The 18,611-nt window shown below is 65.1% G+C and carries 15 protein-coding genes; 4 read left to right on the top strand and 11 right to left on the bottom strand.

The features are described from left to right. Positions 1-91 precede the first annotated feature (91 nt). Positions 92-2,200, top strand: coding sequence for a YgiQ family radical SAM protein (locus tag DIE29_RS13090; RefSeq protein WP_102043305.1), 2,109 nt, complete (start codon positions 92-94; stop codon positions 2,198-2,200). A 60-nt stretch (positions 2,201-2,260) separates the two neighbouring features. Here the strand turns inward: DIE29_RS13090 and DIE29_RS13085 are convergent, their stop codons facing one another. The 7 genes from DIE29_RS13085 to DIE29_RS13055 all read right to left on the bottom strand — a co-directional run bounded on the left by DIE29_RS13085 (position 2,261) and on the right by DIE29_RS13055 (position 12,642). Continuing rightward, positions 2,261-2,569 (bottom strand): PilZ domain-containing protein, encoded by a 309-nt coding sequence (locus DIE29_RS13085; protein WP_237269463.1) that lies wholly within the window; start codon positions 2,567-2,569, stop codon positions 2,261-2,263. A gap of 158 nt (positions 2,570-2,727) precedes the next feature. Next, a complete protein-coding gene (locus tag DIE29_RS13080) occupies positions 2,728-5,307 on the bottom strand; it encodes a cellulose synthase subunit BcsC-related outer membrane protein (protein ID WP_158640357.1) in 2,580 nt (859 codons plus the stop codon). A gap of 65 nt (positions 5,308-5,372) precedes the next feature. Next, positions 5,373-6,455 (bottom strand): family 8 glycosyl hydrolase, encoded by a 1,083-nt coding sequence (locus DIE29_RS13075; RefSeq protein ID WP_158640356.1) that lies wholly within the window; start codon positions 6,453-6,455, stop codon positions 5,373-5,375. A 75-nt stretch (positions 6,456-6,530) separates the two neighbouring features. Next, a complete protein-coding gene (locus tag DIE29_RS13070; protein WP_102042746.1) occupies positions 6,531-8,810 on the bottom strand; it encodes a cellulose biosynthesis cyclic di-GMP-binding regulatory protein BcsB in 2,280 nt (759 codons plus the stop codon). A gap of 47 nt (positions 8,811-8,857) precedes the next feature. Beyond that, positions 8,858-11,116 (bottom strand): UDP-forming cellulose synthase catalytic subunit, encoded by a 2,259-nt coding sequence (bcsA, locus tag DIE29_RS13065; RefSeq protein ID WP_114650111.1) that lies wholly within the window; start codon positions 11,114-11,116, stop codon positions 8,858-8,860. Further along, on the bottom strand, positions 11,117-11,512 hold the full coding sequence (locus DIE29_RS13060; RefSeq protein WP_114650110.1) for a hypothetical protein: 396 nt from the start codon (positions 11,510-11,512) through the stop codon (positions 11,117-11,119). Beyond that, positions 11,509-12,642, bottom strand: a complete 1,134-nt coding sequence (locus DIE29_RS13055) for an ISAs1 family transposase (protein WP_102040763.1) — start codon at positions 12,640-12,642, stop codon at positions 11,509-11,511. The genes DIE29_RS13060 and DIE29_RS13055 overlap by 4 nt, the downstream gene beginning before the upstream one ends. A gap of 579 nt (positions 12,643-13,221) precedes the next feature. On the opposite strand from DIE29_RS13055, the gene DIE29_RS13050 reads away from it, so the two are divergent. Next, on the top strand, positions 13,222-13,521 hold the full coding sequence (locus DIE29_RS13050; RefSeq protein ID WP_114650109.1) for a PilZ domain-containing protein: 300 nt from the start codon (positions 13,222-13,224) through the stop codon (positions 13,519-13,521). 31 nt (positions 13,522-13,552) lie between these two features. Here DIE29_RS13050 and DIE29_RS13045 read toward each other — a convergent pair whose 3' ends face one another. Together DIE29_RS13045 and ybiB are read right to left on the bottom strand one after the other, a co-directional pair. Beyond that, positions 13,553-14,059 (bottom strand): disulfide bond formation protein B, encoded by a 507-nt coding sequence (locus tag DIE29_RS13045; protein WP_114650108.1) that lies wholly within the window; start codon positions 14,057-14,059, stop codon positions 13,553-13,555. An 84-nt stretch (positions 14,060-14,143) separates the two neighbouring features. After that, positions 14,144-15,061 (bottom strand): DNA-binding protein YbiB, encoded by a 918-nt coding sequence (gene ybiB / locus DIE29_RS13040; RefSeq protein WP_114650107.1) that lies wholly within the window; start codon positions 15,059-15,061, stop codon positions 14,144-14,146. 59 nt (positions 15,062-15,120) lie between these two features. Here ybiB and DIE29_RS13035 point away from each other — a divergent pair, with 59 nt between their 5' ends. Continuing rightward, positions 15,121-16,002 (top strand): NAD(P)-dependent oxidoreductase, encoded by an 882-nt coding sequence (locus tag DIE29_RS13035; RefSeq protein WP_102042740.1) that lies wholly within the window; start codon positions 15,121-15,123, stop codon positions 16,000-16,002. Then, positions 15,999-16,904, top strand: coding sequence for an NAD(P)-dependent oxidoreductase (locus DIE29_RS13030; RefSeq protein WP_114650106.1), 906 nt, complete (start codon positions 15,999-16,001; stop codon positions 16,902-16,904). The genes DIE29_RS13035 and DIE29_RS13030 overlap by 4 nt, the downstream gene beginning before the upstream one ends. Here DIE29_RS13030 and DIE29_RS13025 read toward each other — a convergent pair. After that, positions 16,870-17,526 (bottom strand): class II aldolase/adducin family protein, encoded by a 657-nt coding sequence (locus tag DIE29_RS13025; RefSeq protein ID WP_114650105.1) that lies wholly within the window; start codon positions 17,524-17,526, stop codon positions 16,870-16,872. The two genes, DIE29_RS13030 and DIE29_RS13025, sit on opposite strands and share 35 nt — an antisense overlap. Further along, on the bottom strand, positions 17,526-18,602 hold the full coding sequence (mtnA, locus tag DIE29_RS13020; protein ID WP_114650104.1) for an S-methyl-5-thioribose-1-phosphate isomerase: 1,077 nt from the start codon (positions 18,600-18,602) through the stop codon (positions 17,526-17,528). The genes DIE29_RS13025 and mtnA overlap by 1 nt, the downstream gene beginning before the upstream one ends. Positions 18,603-18,611 lie beyond the last annotated feature (9 nt).

The raw sequence follows: 18,611 nt of genomic DNA, 5'->3' as shown, positions 1-18,611 counted from the left end.
GCAGGCTCTCCCTGTGTTCCCAGATCGCTTCACTCCGGCGCCGATCTTTGCCGGCGCACGCACGCCGCGCCAGGCTGCGCCCTTTTTGCCGATGTCGCGCGCCGAGATGGCCGCGCTGGGCTGGGATGCCTGCGATGTCATCCTGGTCACCGGCGACGCTTATGTCGATCATCCCAGCTTTGGCATGGCCTTGGTCGGCCGCCTGCTGGAGGCGCACGGGCTGCGGGTGGGCATCATCAGCCAGCCCGACTGGACCAGTGCCGAGCCTTTCCGCGCGCTCGGTCGGCCGCGGCTGTTTTTTGGCATCACGGCGGGCAATATGGATTCGATGGTCAACCGCTACACTTCCGACCGCAAGATCCGCTCCGAAGATGCCTATACCCCGAATGCCGAGGCCGGCCGCCGGCCGGATCGCGCGGTCATTGTGTATGCCCAGCGCGCACGCGAGGCTTTCCCGGATGCTGCGGTGGTCATCGGCAGCATCGAAGCGTCGTTGCGCCGCATTGCGCACTACGACTACTGGTCGGACACCGTGCGCCGCTCGGTGTTGGCCGACTCCAAAGCCGACCTGTTGCTGTTTGGCAACGCCGAACGCGCGCTGGTGGCGCTGGCCCGGCGCTTGGCGGCCGGCGAGCGCATCGGCGATATTCGCGATCTGCGTGGCACCGCCTTCATGGTGCGCAGCGATTGGCTGCCTGGCCAAGCATGGCAGGAGATCGATTCCAGCGAGCTGGACCGCCCGGGGCGCATCGATCCGCACCCCGACCCCTATGCCATCGCTCCTGCCGCAGCGGCTCCGGCAGCAGGGAACGGTGCCCAGCCGGTGCGCATCGTGACACGGGCCGAGCGGCTGGCGCAGCGGCGCGCCCAGCGTGAGCACACCGTGGTGCGCCTGCCCGCTTATGAAGCGGTGCGGGCCGATCCGGTGCTCTACGCTCACGCCTCACGGGTTTTTCATCTGGAGTCCAATCCGGGCAACGCCCGCGCGTTGCGCCAGGCGCATGGCGAAGGCGCGGGGCGGCGCGATGTGTGGATCAACCCGCCGCCGCTGCCGCTCACCACCCCGGAGATGGACTTCGTCTACGGTCTGCCCTATGCCCGCGCGCCGCACCCGTCTTACGGCGGGGCGCGCATCCCGGCCTGGGATATGATCAAGTTCTCGATCAACATCATGCGCGGCTGCTTCGGCGGCTGTACCTTCTGCTCGATCACCGAGCATGAAGGGCGCATCATCCAGAGCCGCTCGGAGGCTTCCATTCTGCGTGAGATCGAGGAGATCCGCGACAAAATGCCGGATTTTCGCGGTCATATCACCGACCTGGGCGGTCCCACCGCCAACATGTACCGCATGGCCTGCAAGGATCGGCAGATCGAAGCGTCCTGTCGCCGGCTGTCCTGCGTCTATCCGGGCATTTGCGAAAACCTCGACACCGACCACGGCCCGCTGATTGCGCTCTACCGCAAGGCACGGGCGATTCCGGGGGTGAAGCGGGTCACGGTGGGGTCCGGGCTGCGCTATGACCTGGCGGTGCGCTCGCCCGAGTATGTCAAGGAGCTGGTGACCCATCATGTGAGCGGCCTACTCAAGATCGCCCCCGAGCACACCGAACCCGGTCCGCTTTCCAAAATGATGAAGCCGGGTATCGGCAGCTACGAGAAGTTCCGCGAACTCTTCGACAAATACTCGAAAGAGGCGGGTAAGAAGCAGCATTTGGTGCCTTATTTCATTGCCGCGCATCCGGGTACCACCGACCAGGATATGGTCAACCTGGCACTATGGTTGAAGAAAAACGGCTTTCGTCCCGACCAGGTGCAAACTTTTCTGCCCACGCCGATGGCGCTGGCGACCACCATGTACCACAGCCGCAAGAATCCGCTGAAGAAGGTCTCGGCGGATTCGGAAAGCGTGGACACCGCCCGCGCCGGCCGTGCGCGCAGGCTGCACAAGGCGCTGTTGCGTTGGCACGATCCGCAAAACTGGCCGCTGATCCGCGAAGCCTTGTTGGCCATGGGACGGCGCGATTTGATCGGTAATCGGCCGGATCAACTGGTGCCTTGGCAGCAGCCGCCGATAGCGGCCGCTCAGAGCGGTGCACAGCCTGCAGCCAGCCGGCGACGTGGCCCCGGTCAGCCCATCAGGGGCAAAGCCGGAAGCAGAAGCGCCGGCGCCAAGCCGGGCAGAGATTGCCGGCGCCGCTGAAGCGTCACCGCAGGCCGCGATGATCGATGCCGGGGCAGCGCTGCGCCGCGTTGGCGTGATTCAATCTGCCAGTAGCGCGGAAAACTCGCGGTGCAAGAGTTCGGCGTCGCCCAGGTTGAGCGCCAGCAGCCGGCGCAGATGGGTCATGCTGTCCAGGTCGATTTCACGGCACACCAGACCGATGCGGCCGTGTTCACGATGGACGATATCGCCTTCCATGCGTACCGCGGCAGCGTCATCGTCCAATTTGATTTCCAGCAGACAGCGCTGTCCGGGCTGTAAGGCGGCCTGTGCGGCAACCGCCACCAAGGCGCCGTGCAGCGACAGATCGACTACCTCGCAGTCCAGTTCCTGGTCGTCGACGGACAAACGCGCACGACCTTGGAATCGGATGCGCGAAAAATTCCTGCGTTGGGGTGGATGGGTCATAAAGTGGCGTCCTTGGGCCGTGGAAAGGGCTGCTGCGTGCGTTTCATTGTGGAAAAGGTCGGCGGTTGCCGCAAGGGATGGAGCGGTGCACCGGGCGGTTAGTCCCTGCGGTCGAAAAGAGTGAATAGATCATCCGCGCTTAGACGGTGGCCGGCTTGCAAAGGCATGCTGAGGCCCAGGCCGAACCACCAATGATCGAACTGCCGGGCGCTGGCCGCCCCGGCACCAAGCTGTAACACCAGTCCGGGCGAAAGCCGCCAGGCCGCCCGCACTTGCAGATCGCCCCGCGCGCCGCTGTTGCGCGTCGCAGGGTAGGCCGGCCCGGTGAGCTTCTGGCCGGGAAAGCGCGCTGCGGCAGCTTCATCCACCTCGGCCCAGGCCAAGGAGCCCTCCACACGGGCGATCCAGTTCGAGCCCGTAGCGGTCAGGCCATTGAAGCGCACGCCGATGCTCACATCGCGCTCCGGGCTGTAATAGCCGCCATGCCCATAGGTGAAATGACTCAGATTGTGCGCATAAGCAGTCCACGCGGCGAACGGGCCTACGCGGAAATACGCCCAGTCCGCTGGGCGCAGATCGCGGCGATAATCGATTTGCAGCGTTCGGTGCCGATTGGTCGGCAGGTGTCGGCCGGTGATTCGTCCTTGGGCGTAAGTCAGTGTGAGTCCGGCGTGTTCATCGGTGGCAAGGTACTGGCTGAGTTCGATTGTCGTATCCAGCGCGCCGCCCCAGCGTTGCCCGCTCACCGGATCGATCTGCCCGGCGAAAGACAGCAGGCTGTCCTGACGCGGCGCGCTGCGTAGCGCAATCCGGGTGCTCGCGCGGGTGTGATAACGGGTATAGGCAAGGCCCACGCGCACGCCGTCGTGGTCGACCGCGCCGCCTTTGGGAAGGGATCGCAGCTCGCCTTGAACGGTATAGTCCGGACGTTCGAGGCGGGCGCGCAGCAGCCATTCGTCCGCATCGGCCGCGCTTTGCGGTGCATGGCTGTCCGTGGTCGTGGGTGGGTGGCGCAAGCCCAGCGCGGCGTCCGGTGCGGGATATCCGGCCGATAGCGCCGAACGGCGCACGCCGAGATCGATCCGTAAGCCTTGCTGTTGAAAGCGCAAACCCAGATTGCGGCGGTCGAGTTCGAGGCGGTCCAGGCCCTTTGCGCCGCGGCTGGCCGATCGCGTCAAACCGCTCTGCAGCAGCCACTGTGCGGTGTTGGCATCGGGCGCGGCCGATAGCATCGCTTCCAGCGCGTATTGGCCGCGCGCGGCGGCCAGACGGCTGCGTCGGGCGCGCAGTTGCTCGGCCAGCGCCGGGGATTGGACGGCCAAGGCGTCCAGTTCGTCGGCGCGACCTGCGCGGATCAAGCTGTCGATCAGGCCGGAAGCCAGCTCCGGGCTCATCGCAGGACTCAGCATGCGCACAAAGCGCCGCGCCGCCTCGTCGGCTTGGTCAAGCGCCAAGTACGCCCAGGCCATGATTTCGGCTATTTCGGCGGGGGGCGTCGATAACCGTCGTTCAAGCTGCAGGCCCCGTGCGATGGTGGCCGCCGGGTCATTGCTGCGCCAGTGCGCCCAGAATGCCGCGCGTTCCAGCTCGGTACACAGCCCGGCAAGCCGTTCGGACAGCGTAGCGGACCCGCAGGCGATATCGGTGGCGGCAAACAGGTCACCGGCGGCCTGCCGCGCCAGCGCGCGGCCATAGGCGGCCACCTCCGGGTCGCCCGCGAGCGCAAACACGCGCTCGGCCTCTGCCCACTGTTTTTGCTCGTACAGTGCCCACGCGATCGGTTCGGCCGGATCGCCACCGGCCGCTCGACTGGCCTGAATGGCCACCATACCGGTATCCAAATCCCCTTCTTGGAAGATCGCCCGCTGGGCGCGCGCCGCGTGGGTTGCCGCGATGCCGGCGCGGGCCGCTTCATGCTGGCCCCATCGGTCGGCAAGCTCGAACCAGGTCAAGGCGGCCGGAGTGTCGCCTTGTGCCAGCTTGCGCCAACCGACCAACAATGCCGCGGCAGCATCGTTGCGTTGGCGTATTTGTTGCGCCAGCTCGTCTGACCAGTCTGCCGGTAGCTTAGCGCCGTCGTCGTGGGCGAACATCTCCAGGCGGAGCGCGTAAAGGCGTTGTTCCACCACGGCGCGCACCGCCGGCGCCAGGCGTTTGGTGGGTAGCGCCTCCAGACGTGCGACCTGCTCGGAAAGCCGCCGGCCGCGCAACAGCTTGGTGAGCGTGCCTTCGGCGATACCGGGGTCCGGGCAGCGTAGCAACATGGCCACGAGCGGTTTGCGTCGGCCGGCGGCTTTCCGCCAGGCCGCCTGCGGATCGGCGCACGCAGACACCGCTTTGCCTGTGCTGAAGGCAGCGGGTGCGGCCGGTGCGGCGGGAGTGAGCAGGCGGTCGATGGCGCGACGCAAGTCTCCCTTTGGCGTCCAGTTCGGATGCAGGGCACGCAGGCGCTGTAACTCCAGCTTCACCATGGCGCGGTCGGCGCGGTGCAGGTGATACCAGAGACTGCGTTCATCGACCGCCGCGGCCCCGCTTGTCGCGGGCGTCGAAGCAGGGCCTATGCGCGGTAAGGTGTTGCTTGGGGCGACGGCGCGTTCGACCGGGTTGGGGATGCGCTCGATGTCGACCGCCGCTTGCGCCCAGGCCAGCACACTATGCGAGGCAAAGATGCAGACCATGACGCACTGTGGCCAGTATCGCGACGGTCTGCCCAGGTGGGCGCGATATGGCACATCGACGGGCTTCATCGATCGGTTTCGTGTGCGGCAATGCGAGTCAGCATGGCGAGACTCCAGGAATAGTAGCGGTCATGCTCGCCCAATGCAGGCCATTCGGTCCGTTCGGGTGGCCAGCCTTCACTGACGCTTCGGACGAACCGCGCGATGGCCTGTGCGCCGGCCGATGCACCGAACGGGGCGGTCGCGCCGGTGTGTAGATCTATCCAGGCAGGAAAAGACTGGTTGGGGAAGTGGGCCCACCACGCCAAAAATGGTTTGAGGTCGTCTGCCTGCCAGCGCTTGCGGCCCCAGGTCAAATGCAGCGGGACGCGTAGGGCATTGAAACCGTAGACGGGGTCGAAACCGGGCGCCGGGCCGATGATCGTGCCACGCGACGGGTCGACCGCCAGCCAGTCCGGCGGCAGGCCCATGGTGCCGAAGCGGGCCAGGCGCAGTAAGGTTTGACCGCTTTGCGCCAGCGTTTCCCAGGGTTGATCCGGAAACACCCGGGCCAGATCGTCCAGCGCCGGAAACACCCAGTACGAGGGATTGACCACCAGGTAGCCGGGGTGGCCGTCCGATGGCGGATGAATGAAACCCTGCGCGCCCGGCAGCAGCAGTAAGCCTTGATTCCAGGGGATCATCGAGTGGCGGACGGTGGCTTCGGCCAAGCGCCGGGCTTGGCTGAGATAACGTGGTTCGTCCCAGCGCTCGGCCGCTCTGATCAGCGCCCAGGCCACCAGGATATCGCCGTCGCTGGCGTTATTCGCATCGTTGACACACTGTCCGTGTTCGACGACCGGCTCGCGGCCGAGTGCGGCGGCAACTGCAGCGCGGGCGTCGGCTGCGGGGCATGGACCGAAGCGCCACGCGAGCAAACCGTCTGAGCGTTGAAGCCGGTCTAGGGTCCAGTCGAGCAGGCGGTCGAAAGTCGGGCGGTCCCCCGCGGCTTCGGCCAGCAGCATGCCGTACCCTTGCGCCTCGCTGTGGGTGATGCCGCCGTTGTCGACATCGATGACCCGCCCGTCGCGGATGAACGCCTGACGGTAGCTTTCCCAGAGAAGAAGATAGTCGGCATCCGGTGTAGGCCGCTGGGCGGTTCCGGGCATATTACGCTCACATCCTCCGCTGGCCAGCGCCAAAATGACCAGCAGGACAGGCAGCCATGGCGTGCGCATCGGGGGTCAGCGGTGCATGCCGTGCTGCCGGCGCTTTAGCCACGCGTTGATGGCAAGCGCCAACAGCAGCGCACCCACCAACACCAGTGCCAGCCAGTACCACGGCTTGTTCGATAACCACAGGCGCAGCAGCAGCCAGTTGGAGCCTGTGCCCATTTCGAAACGGTCGACCACCTGGGCGCTGATGACCGGCGAATCCGCGTTTTGCCATAACAGCACGCTGCCGTCGAGCTGAGACCACACCTGAGGCTGGACGAGCGCGTTGACACGCTCATCCAAGCGCTCCGCGTCCTCGGCGGTCACCACCAGCACCGCTGCCCCCGGCTTGGCCAGTGGATTGGCAAGCAAAACCAGCCCGCCCAGCGGACCGAGTCCGGACACCTGTTCAACATGGCCCTGAAGCATGTCCTGAAACGGCGCAGCGGGTTTGGGTGTGGCTTGCAAACCGAGTTGTTGGATCAGCCAGGCTGAAAAGCTGTCGCGCTGTGCTTCGCCGGCGGTCCGGGTATCGTTGATGGCCGTATAGGGCCAGCGCAGGGCGCGTCCGAATGCGACGGACGAATCCGCAAACAGCGCCTCGGGCAGGGCGGAGATCGGGGCCAGCACGATGCTTCGGGTACTGCGGTCGATGTTCTCCAAACCCGTGTGCAGGCGCCAGCCATCGTGTGGCGCGCCCGATGCCTGGGCGATGCGGCCGATCAAGGTCAGCGCAGCCCCGGTCTGGACAGGATGGTCGATAAAAAGGTCGAAGCGGGTGTCGGCGTATTCGCTGCTGAAGGGAAAACCCGTACTGCCCAACAGCCGCAGATTCGGTTGCGATGAAGCCGCGCCAAATGCGGGCAGGGTTAGGCTGGAGGTGTCCAAAATTTGCGCGACCAGGTGACGGCCATCCAGACCGGCGCATTCGCCCGGAACCGTTTCCGGACGCAGGGTCAATTCGAAGTCGATCTTGTTCCGACCGGGCACGAAGCGTCTGGCCGGCAGCACGATGCGATAGCGGTTGAAGGTGGCGCCATGGGCTTCATCGAGCAAACGTCCATGAACGAAGTCGCCGTTCAAAAATACGTTCATGACCGAACCCGGTCCCATGCCGGCGCCATAAGCCAGGTCGAGCAACAGTTCGACCTGTGCCGAATCGTGAGTATAGAAATCGGCCGGCAGACGGACATCCACGCCAACACGCCGGCTGCCGAACCCTTTGAGCGTCTGGGTGGGGAAACCCAGGTCGGCGAAGGTGTAGCTGCGCTCTGGCTGCAGCACCAGGCGCGACAAGGGCGAGATTGCCGCAGGACGTTGCCGGCGGTCGATGACCGTCGATGTGGCCACCGGGTTGTACGCATCGTCCATCAGCGCGAGCGTGCGCGCAGCCTCGATCACTTCTGCGGCATGGCGGCCGGTCACCAGCAACTGCAAGCGAGCTGGGCTGACCAGGCGGCCGCGCTCATCGCGAACCGGCGGTGTGCGTGAAATGGCCAAGTGCGGTCCGTCTACCGCGGGCGCCGGCTCGCCGGTCAATTCGGCAATCTTTTCGGCAGTGCCTACGATGACCAGCGGGTCGGCGGCGCTGGCTGGGTACTGCGCCTCGGGCCAAGCGATGTGATCGACCGTCAGTGGCACGAAGCGACGCCGCAAGGCCAGCGCCTGGGCGACCAACGGCAGCGCGGCGGCATTGATCTCGTCCGCGCCGGCAAAGGACAACACGGTGACTTTTCCGAATGCGCCAATACCGGGGCCAAACGCGGCACCAAGATCGCTCAGTGTCGGTTGTTCAGTGCGGGCGACCCGCTCGAACTGCAGGCGGGATTCGTGCAGATCGAGCTCGGTCCACAGTTCCGGCGAAAGGTTGTCCTCGCAGCGGTCGGTGTAATGCTGGATGACGCCGATGGTCAGGCGGTTGAACCCCGGCTGCCATAAGTCGTCGGGTACCGAAAAGCGCGCCACCCCGCCAGGCTGCGCCGGGTCGACCGGAATCTGCGCCACCGTGATGTCGTTTAGCCGCACCAAGAGGTAGGAGCGTTCCCGGCGCAGGGCGATCGAGTGGGTGTAGCGCAAACTGATCCGCGCGCCCTGCAATGCAACCATGGACGATACCGGGATGAATAAATCCACCGAGGAGGTGACATCGGTCAATCTGACCGGCCCGGGCTGTGCGGTAAATGACGATAAGCGCAGGGTTTCTCCCGCCGGATTTTGCGCATGGACAGCGATACCCGACAGCATGAGCCAAGCGAGACACAGCGCCAGCCGCGCGTTCTTCAACAAACCGGTGGGAAACGAGAGGACCATAGGATAGCCGTCAAAAATACTGGGTGTCGATCATCGATATTGGGCGGTCAAGCGCTGCGGCCGGATTGCTCGGCGGCCACTTCAGGCCGCCATCGGGCAGCCATCGCCTTGAGATGGAGGAAAAACGGCCTCCAGACCAGAGAGAGCATGATTGTCAGACCCTGAAAAAAGGTGATCGGCCGGGCGCGCCGCTCCTGAAAATACAGCCAGCGTGCGCTGTCGCCATAGGCAAAGGCAACCGCCTCATCGATGCGCGCGGGCTCGAGGTTGTCGAACGCCACGCCAATGACCAAACCGTCGTCTGAGCTGCGCGTACGGATACGTGCCGGTAATTCGATCGGTCGCTGCAGGGCATGCGCATAGGCGCACAGCGCCACCGGCTGTCCGGGTTCGAGCGCAACGGGTGTGTCGATACGCACACGGGCGCCTTGGGCCGATAGATCCTCGATAGTGCAGCGCAAGGGGGCCTGCCCCGGCCATGCAATGTTTGCCGGCTCAGTCACTGGCATCCGGGGGGATGTCCGTCGTTGCTGGCGCTCCAGCAATGCGCCCAAGGCCCCTAGCAGGGTGACGAAATTGAAAACGTTCCACAGCAGCACCACAACGGTCATATCCCGGGTCAATGGATACTCCACCAGCCGGTAGGCGCCAAACGCAAAGCCAGCCAAGGTCAGCACAAAGAGTATGTGAAAGGGGCGGGCAAGCGGAGAGAGTGTGTCCCGGTCGAGTATTTCCCCTTTGGGGGTGACCACAAAAGCGGGCTTGTGCGGATTGAGCACCACCTTGAAGATCGCCGCTGCCGAAAACAGACACTGCATGACTTCATACAGTTCGGAAACCAGTGGCCAGCGGGTGCGGCCGTAGAGCATGTCGGCAATCACGTAGGTGGCCACCACATGGGGAACCGTGTAGGCCAGAATCTGCATGATCGACGCGTTATAGACATCCATGCCCAGGATCAGATAGGCGAGCGGAGCGACCAGAAAAACGATGCGCGAGAACGGAAACAGCCAGAACAAGATCGCACTCAGATACCCCAAGCGCTGAGGCAGGCTGAGTTCGGCGCACATGAAAGGGCGTTTGAGCAACAAAATCTGCACCATGCCCTGCGCCCAGCGCATGCGCTGGGTCACGAATGCGGAAAATGTCTCGGGCGCCAGCCCCGCCACCATGGGACGGTCCACGTACACCGAGCGGTAGCCGCGGCGGTGCAGTTCAAAAGCGGTCTCGGCGTCCTCGGTCACGGTGTCTCCGCACAGACCGCCAACCTCCTCCAGATGCTTGCGCCGCAAGACCGCGGCAGAACCGCAAAAGAAAGACGCCCCCCAGGCATCCAGCCCGCGCTGGATGTCACGGTAGAACATGTCGTTTTCCGCCGGCATCCGCGAAAAACGCCGCAGCATGTTGCGATCCACCGGGTCTGGATTGATCATGAAGTGCGGGGTTTGCACCAGGAACACATCCGGCTGCAGTACCAGCCAGGGCACGGTGCGGTCCAGAAAATCGACCGTGGGAATGTGATCCGCATCAAGCACTACGATCAGCTCCCCCCGGGTGTGCGCCAGCGCGTGGTTGAGATTACCGGCCTTGGCGCGCTCATTGCGCGCACGGGTGATGTAGTGTGCGCCCAGCCGCGCGCACAGCGCCTGCAGCGCGGATCGGCGTGCTTGCGCGGCGGCGGCGATCTGCGGGTCGGGATGGGCAATACGCTGGTCGGTGCCGCCGTCGTCGAGCAGATACACCTTTAGACGATCCGCTGGATAGCGCATCTGCAGCGCGGCACGCAGTGTGATTTCGAGCAGCGCCGGGTCTTCGTTGTATGAGGGGATTAGCACATCGACGCTCGGCAGGGCGATTTCAGCGGGAAGATCGTCGATGCTCAGCAAGGGTCGCCGCGCCGGTGCAATGTTGATGAATCCGCCCAAGAAATGGATCCCCGCCGAATAAAGCTCAGCGCCAAAGAGCAACAACACTGCCACCAGGCTGAACACATCGGCGCCGTAGAGCGTATAGCCGGCTCGCCAACTGAGATAACGCAGCGTGATGAAGCCGCCGATCGCCAACGCCAGAATGCGAAAGAATTCCGGCGCACCCGAACCGTCCGTTTCGATCCGCGCCGCGCACAATATCGCCACCAGCGGCACAGCAATGACCAGTTGGGCAAAAGCGTCGATTGGCAAAATCAAGGCGGCCGCCAGCAGCGCGAATCCCGTGCCGCCGGCAGCCAGCACCGCGCGGCTGCCGAAAAGTCCGGATGCAAGGGCTGGCGGCAATGACCGCAGCGGGATATTCCTTGAATTCTCCATTCAATCCCTGTGGGGCAGTGTATCGAGTGACGCGACCAGGGTCGGATGCGGGGTATTGGTCACAATCGTTTTCTGCTCGACACGCAGGCCGCAGCGGTAGAGCTGGCGCACGATTGCATGTCTTTGCAGTCTGAGCGTGCGCCGCAGCCAAAAGGTATAAATCGTCACCACGGGGCCGAGCGTTGCGGTCAAGAGTATTGCCGCCAGCACAATCGGGGTCACGTAGTGCTCGCCGATCCAGAAAAACGCAAGCAGCGCCATGGCGGCGATGGCAAAGCCGGCCGAAAGCGCGCGCACCCGCCGCGCGAACAGATCGAGCGCATCGAGCCGGATAATGGTTGCCAGCGCTTGATGAATCCAAAGTTCATGATCCTCCCAGGGCAATCGCACCTTCATGTCATAACTCCGAGCAACTCGGCCCGAAATTCGTCAATAGTGGCAGCCAGCATGCGCTTGGACTTGATGCTCGCCTTACGGGTCGTGTTCAGCCGCAGCAGGTTCATCACGATGTGGCGAACAACAGCCAAGTTGTTGGCCGCGTAACCGCTGCGCACCCGGGACTGATCCTCGTTGAACTGCACATCCAGACACCAGTGAAGCCGATTCTCCACCTCCCAGTGGCTGCGAACTGCTTTGGCGATGCGCTCGGCGTCCGCGGGCAGGCTGCTCAGGTAGTAGGCACGCTCGGTGCTGGTTTTGTTGCCGACAGTGCGCACCCGCTCGATCAAGGCGAAGCTCGCGACGTCCTTCCACTCTTCGCCCTTGTAGAGCCGATCGGTGGCGTCGTACGCAACGCAGCGGCGGATCTCCGTGCGTCCATGGCCAAGATTCGTGGTTTCATGCGTCGAGGCCGGCGTGAGCGGTCCCCGTGGATCCGCGACGCCGGCAAAGCGGATCGAGTCGAGCAACTTCGGGTGGTTGTCCTTCACGCACAGCACGTAGTGGGCGCCGCGTTCGCGGATCGTGCGCGCAATCTTCGCCTGTGTGCCCATCGCGTCGATCGTCACCACGCAGCCTTCCAGGGCGAGCTTCGAGAGCAACTCGGGAATGGCGGTGATCTCGTTGGATTTCTCGGCCGTGGCCCTCTGGCCCAACACCACGCCCATCCCGGCGGCGAACGCGCTGACCATGTGCAGGGCACTTGCAGGGGTCTTGCCCTTGCTTGCCGTTCTTCGGCTGCTCTTGCCGTCGATCGCAACGACCGTGTCTTCGGCCAGCACCGGCACGACCATGCCGACCCAGCGCCGAAACGCCGCCTCGAACTCGTCAGGCTCAATCAGGCCGAACACGCGCCCGATCGTGTCGTGCGAAGGGATGCCATGCTCAAGCTTCATGAACCCTCGCAGCCAATCGATCTTGGCCTTGGCCCACAACTCGATGTCGACGAAGTCGTCCACGCCCGAGAGCACTGCACACACCGCGACCGTGAGCAGTTCGGACAGGTCGTGGCGTGTGTGGCGCTTGCTGCGCGGGTCGGAAACCGAGACGAACACCTGCGTCAGCGGCATGATGCTTACTGCCTTCATGGGATCCCCAAAAAGACAGTAAGCTACACAAAATATGACGCTGTGAACAGGGGGTGCCTAAGTGCATGATCGTAAACGGCTTATCTGTTATGCGTATGATAAGTAGGTGCGATTGCCCTGATGATCCTCCGATGACGCGGGCACCTGTGCGGTGCGCAAGGCACAGCCCGGTCCGCCGCCGGCCGGGGCCGCCAGTGCGGCGTTGCTTGGCAAAAAGAGGTAGTGCGTGCGGCTCATCGATGGGTATCGTGGTGTAGGGTCATTCCGATAAGAGAAATGGATTCAGGGCGAGTGCGATGGCTTCATTCGATTATCACGAAAGGTATAAAGCTCGACATCATCTCCACGGGCCGCGCATCCTATCAGGCCAACCGCGCGCTCACGCAGCAAAACATCACAGGTGGCGATAGACGACCACGACCGCCCCTTGATCGGACTTGGCTCAAAAATCATCATGCACCGCCGGCCCGGTTGGATTGCGATTGGTCATGGTTTCTGAGGCGCCTTGGCGGCGTGGCTCGTCAGCGCAACAGCGGTGGTGTAGACTGCGCCCGTCCTGATTATTTGCATGGACTAGGCATGAACGATCGCGCCGCGCCTCCCGAACGCCGACTCGACCGCCGTATTCCGCTCGGCTGCGCCGCCGCCATACATTTGCCGGGCGGCGACACCGTGGCTGCGCAATGCACCGAACTGAGCATCGGCGGTATGACCTTGCATTCTACCTATGTACCCGGACAGCATGAGGTGCTGGAAGTGTCGGTCAATTCGCCGACCGGTGCGGCCCCGCTGCGCGCCCGGCTGGAAGTGAAGCGCTGCCATGCGTTGGGGGGCGGCCGCTATGAGATTGGCGGAGCGATTGTAGAAGTGCTGGGTTAGCAGGCCGGCAGTCCGATCTGCGGCCGCTTGCTCAATATCCGCGCCGGGGCGGCTGGCGGAACAGCATGAAGCAGGCCAGCAGCGCGATCAAAACAAAATTCACCAACGACCAGTTGGCGATCGACAGTCCCAGAAAGGTCCAGTCGATTGCGGTGCATTCGCCCGCGCCGCGGAAAATCATGGGTAGCGCGTCGGCCAGACCGAAGCTCTCCACCATGAATTCCAGCCCCGGTCCACATTCCGGTATATCCGGCGGAAAGCGCTGAATCCAGCTCTGCCGTGCGGCCACTCCGCCACCGGCAAGGCTCACCAGCAGAATCAGCGCGGCATAGACCCGTGCGCCGGCCTTGCGCGGCCCATGCAGCGCGCCCAGCAGGGCGATCATCCCCACCAGCGCCAACGCATAGCGCTGCATGATGCACATCGGGCATGGCTCCAACCCCTGGACATGCTGCAAATAGAGACCAAAGCCCAGCAGGCCGATGCAAAACAGGAACAGCGCAAGAAAAATTGCGCGTGCGGACAGATGGATGCGCATCAGGATAGGTGCCGATCAGTAGAAGCGGCCATTTTAGGCGGTCAACCGCGCAATCGGTCAAACATGCAAACGTTACCGGTGCCATCAGCCGCGGGCCAGCGCCGCCAGCGCCTGCGCCTGTTCTTGTAACGGCCGCGGAATTGGGCGTTCGCCGTTCAACATGGCGCGGATCAGCAGCGCGTTTTCGGCCACGGTCGGGCAGTCTGGCAGATCGACCAGAGGTGGGGCGCCGCCTTCTTCGCCCGGCCAGGCGATGCGCGCCGCGCCGTCGGCGAACACTTGCATTGGCGGGCGTCGGCGCGGGTTGGCAAAGGCTTCGCCCTCGGTGCCGCGCAACAACATCGCCCGTCCACCGTCGGCGCACAGAAACTCATGCATGCGTGCCAAATACTCGGGATGGGTGACCGCCACCACCCGCACACTATGCCCGCGGCAGGGGTCGATCAGCTTGGCCATGGTATGCGCGCTGCCGCGCACGCCTAGGCGCAGACGCAGCGCCAGCAAGCGGTCCAGGCCGGGCAACAAGGTGTCGAGCTTGAGGCAGGCCAGATGATTGGCGGCTAACGCCGCACTGGCAGCGTGAAGATTGGTCGCCGGGTGGATGCCCAGCGCAGCCAGCAGTTCGAAGGGGTTGGTGCGGTTGTCGAAATCGTGCCGGCCGTGAATCAGCACCGGCACCCGCTGGCGCGCCAGCATCAGCGCCAACAGCGGCATCAGATTGGCCTGCCGGCGTGCGCCGTTGTAGGTCGGCAACACCACACAGCGCGGCCCTGCGGGCACGACGAGCTGCGGCGTGCGGGCATCCAAAGCGCGCTTGAAGCCGATGAGTTCCTCGGTGGATTCGCCCTTGATACGCAGCGCGATGACGATGGCGCCCAACTCCAGTTCGGGCACCTTGCCGTCGAGCATGTCGCCAAAGACGCTTTCCGCCTGGGCGGCGTCCAGTGGCCGCGCACCCTTGGCGCCTCGACCGATTTCCTTGATGATTGGGGCGTAGCTCATGCGGGCATTATCCGCTGGAAAACCAGCGGCGAGCCAGCGGCAACCGAGAGGAGAACACCATGGAAGTTGGATTCATCGGTCTGGGCCTGATGGGGCGCCCGATGGCGCTCAATCTGATCAAAGCCGGTCACACGGTGCACGTGTGGAGCCGCCGGCGCGCCTCGATGCAACCGTTGCTCGAGGCCGGTGCAGGCGACTGCGCCAGTGCCGCCGAGGTGGCACGCCGTGCGCCGCTGACCATCAGCATGGTCGCCGATGCCCCGGACGTTGAGCAAGTCACCCTGGGTCCGGATGGCGTGGCCGATGGCGCCGGCGCCGGTCATATCCATGTGGACATGAGCACCATCGCCCCGGCTGCGGCGCAAAAGATCGCCGGCGCGCTCGCCGGGCGCGGCGTCACCATGCTGGATGCGCCGGTCTCCGGCGGCGAGGTTGGTGCGATTGCCGGCAAGCTCACTATCATGGTCGGCGGCGATGCTGCCGCCTTCGACAAAGTCAGGCCGGTTTTGGAGGCGATGGGCCAGTCGGTCACCCTGATCGGCGCTTCGGGTGCCGGACAGGTGGCCAAGGCCTGCAACCAGATTCTGACCGGTGTCGGCGTGGCAGCGGTGGCCGAAGCGCTCAACTTTGCCACCCAAAGCGGCGTGGATGCGGCCAAGGTGCGCGAAGCCCTGCTTGGCGGCTTTGCCTACTCGCGGATTCTGGAAAACCACGGCCAACGCATGCTGGACCGCAACTTCAAGCCTGGTTTCAAGGCCTGGATGCACCAGAAGGACATGCGCATCGTCATGGAGGAGGCTCATCGCCTCGGTCTCGCGCTACCCGCGTCGGCCGCGGCTACGCAAATGTTCAACGCGCTGGTGGGCAGCGGCATGGGCGAAGAGGATTCGATTGCCATGCTCAAGTTGCTCGAACGGATGAGCGGCGGGGAGGGCGCATGAGGGTCGGCTTCATCGGCCTGGGCGTCATGGGTGCGCCCATGGCCGGCCTCCTGCTCGATGCCGGGCACGAGCTCGCGGTGTGGGCGCGCCGCCCGGAGGCGACCACCGCGCTCGCTGCGCGGGGTGCCCATGTGTGCGCCACGCCGGCGGCGCTCGCCGCACGTTGCGAGGTGGTAATTACCATCGTCACCAGCAGCGCGGACGTCGAGGCGCTGGCCTTCGGGCCGGAAGGGCTGGCCGAAGGTCTCGCTCCTGGTGCGGTGCATGTGGACATGAGCACCATCGCTCCCGGTATGGCTCGCAATCTGGCCGCGCGTTACGCCGCGTGCGGCATCGGCTGGCTGGATGCGCCGGTCTCAGGTGGCGAGCAGGCCGCCCGGGCCGGGGCGCTGGCGATCATGGTCGGTGGGGAGGCTGCGGTGTTGGAGCGGGTGCGTCCGTTGTTGGAGGCCGTGGGTAAGCGCATCGTCCATGTGGGTGAGGCCGGTGCCGGTCAGGTGGCCAAGGCCTGCAACCAGATGATCATGGTCAATGTCATCCAGGCTTGCGCCGAGGCGATGCACTTGGCGCACGCCCACGGGGTGGATTTGGCCGCGGTGCGCCACGCGCTGATGGGCGGTTCGGCCGCCTCCCGGGTGCTCGAAGTCATGGGCGAACGCATGGTCACTCGCGCCTTTGGCGCTGGCATCGAAGCCCGTCTGCACCACAAGGATTTTGGCCTGTTGCTGGCTGAAGCGGCCCGCCTGGGGGTGCCTTTACCGATAGCGGCGCAGACTGGCCAGCAGCTCAATGCGTTGATGGCCGCCGGCTGGGGGCGGCAGGACACGGCCAGCCTGCTGCGGGTGCTGGAGGCCGGCAGCCGGCCTGTCAGCGGCGGTCCTGCGGCTGACCGTACCAGCTGAAGCGCTCGATTACTTCGGCCATCTCAGCATCCGACAGCAACGCCGGCTCGCCCAGTTGCAGGGTGCGCCAGTACTGTTCGCATAGCATCTCGAACTCGATGGCCAGCGCCAGCGCGTGCGCGGCGTCGCGCCCAAAGGCCACCATGCCGTGGTTGGCCAGCAGACAGGCACAGCGCTCTTCCAGCGCGGCCAGCGCCAGATCGGAAAGCGCCTGGGTGCCAAAGGTGGCATAGCCGGCGCAGCGCACCGTGGCGCCGCCAAAGCGGGCGATCATGTAGTGGAAAGGCGGGATGTCCGCACGCCGGCAGGCCAACGCGGTGGCAAAGGGCGGGTGGGCGTGCACGATGGCCCCTGCCTCGGGGCGGCGGGCATAGATGTCGTGGTGTAGCCGCCATTCGGAAGAAGGGGCGCGCGCACCGTGCGGCGTACCATCTGGCGTCATGACCACCAAGTCTGCCGGGGTGTAGGCTTCCGGCGGCAGACCGGTAGGAGTGATCAGGTAACTGCCGTCGGCACCGAGCCGCAGGCTGGCGTTGCCCGCGGTGCCGACATTGAGCCGCGCCGCGCTCATTGCGCGCGCGGTGGCGAGCAGAGCCTCGCGCTGGGCGGCGTTGGCATCCATCAGGCGGGCACGTCCTCGGCCGGGTAGAGCGTGCGCAGCGCGCCCGGGGAGGCGATACCGCGCTCGGTAATGATGCCGGCGATCAATCGCGCGGGGGTTACGTCGAAGGCCGGGTTGCGCACCGCGGTGTCGGCCGGCGCCTGGCGCAACTGCCGCAGGTGCCCTTCTTCATCCATGCCGCACACGCACAGCAGTTCATCGGCTTCGCGGTCTTCGATCGGGATCGCGCTGCCGGTGGGGCAGGCGAAGTCCAGCGTGGAAAAGGGCGCGGCAATGTAGAAAGGCACGCCAGCATCCTGCGCGGCGAGCGCCTTGAGGTAGGTGCCGATCTTGTTGGCGCTGTCGCCGTTGGCGGCCACGCGGTCGGCGCCGGTGATCACCAGGTCGACCTCGCCGCGCGCGAGCAGCAGCCCCGCGGCATTGTCGGCGATCAGGCTGTGCGCCACGCCGGCTTGGCGCAGCTCCCAGGCGGTGAGCAGGCCTTGGTTGCGCGGGCGGGTTTCGGAGACCAGCACTTCGACCCCAATACCGTGTGCGTGTGCCGCATACACCGGCGCCAGCGCGGTGCCGGCCCCGCAGGTGGCCACCCAGCCGGCGTTGCAGTGGGTCATCACCCGCACCGGGCCGGGGCGCCGGGCAGCGAGCGCTTCGATCAGCGTCAGGCCGTGGCGGCCAATGGCGGCGCAGGTTTCCATATCTTGCAGGCGGATCGCCTCGGCTTCGTCCCATGCGGCCGCCACCCGGGCGACCGGGGCCAGGGCAAGCAGGCGGGCGGCCATACGGCCCAGCGCCCAGTGCAGGTTGACCGCGGTCGGGCGGGTGGCGGCCAGTACTTCCAGGGCGGTTTCCAGCGCGCGATCGCCCGCGTCGTGGGTCATCGCAATCGCCACGCCATACGCAGCGGTGGCGCCGATCAGCGGCGCGCCGCGCACCTGCATGCTGCGGATGGCGTGGGCCACCTCGTCGAGGCAGGACAGATGCCGCAATTCGGTGCGGTGCGGCAACAGGGTCTGGTCCAGGATGACGGCGCAGTCGCCGTCACGGCGAATGGTGGGGATGGGTTGCTTGAAGCTCATGTGGGGGAT

This window comes from Pseudothauera hydrothermalis, from assembly GCF_003345255.1.
In the GTDB taxonomy this organism is placed as follows: domain Bacteria; phylum Pseudomonadota; class Gammaproteobacteria; order Burkholderiales; family Rhodocyclaceae; genus Pseudothauera; species Pseudothauera hydrothermalis.
This window is presented reverse-complemented; position numbering and strand designations above follow the sequence as displayed.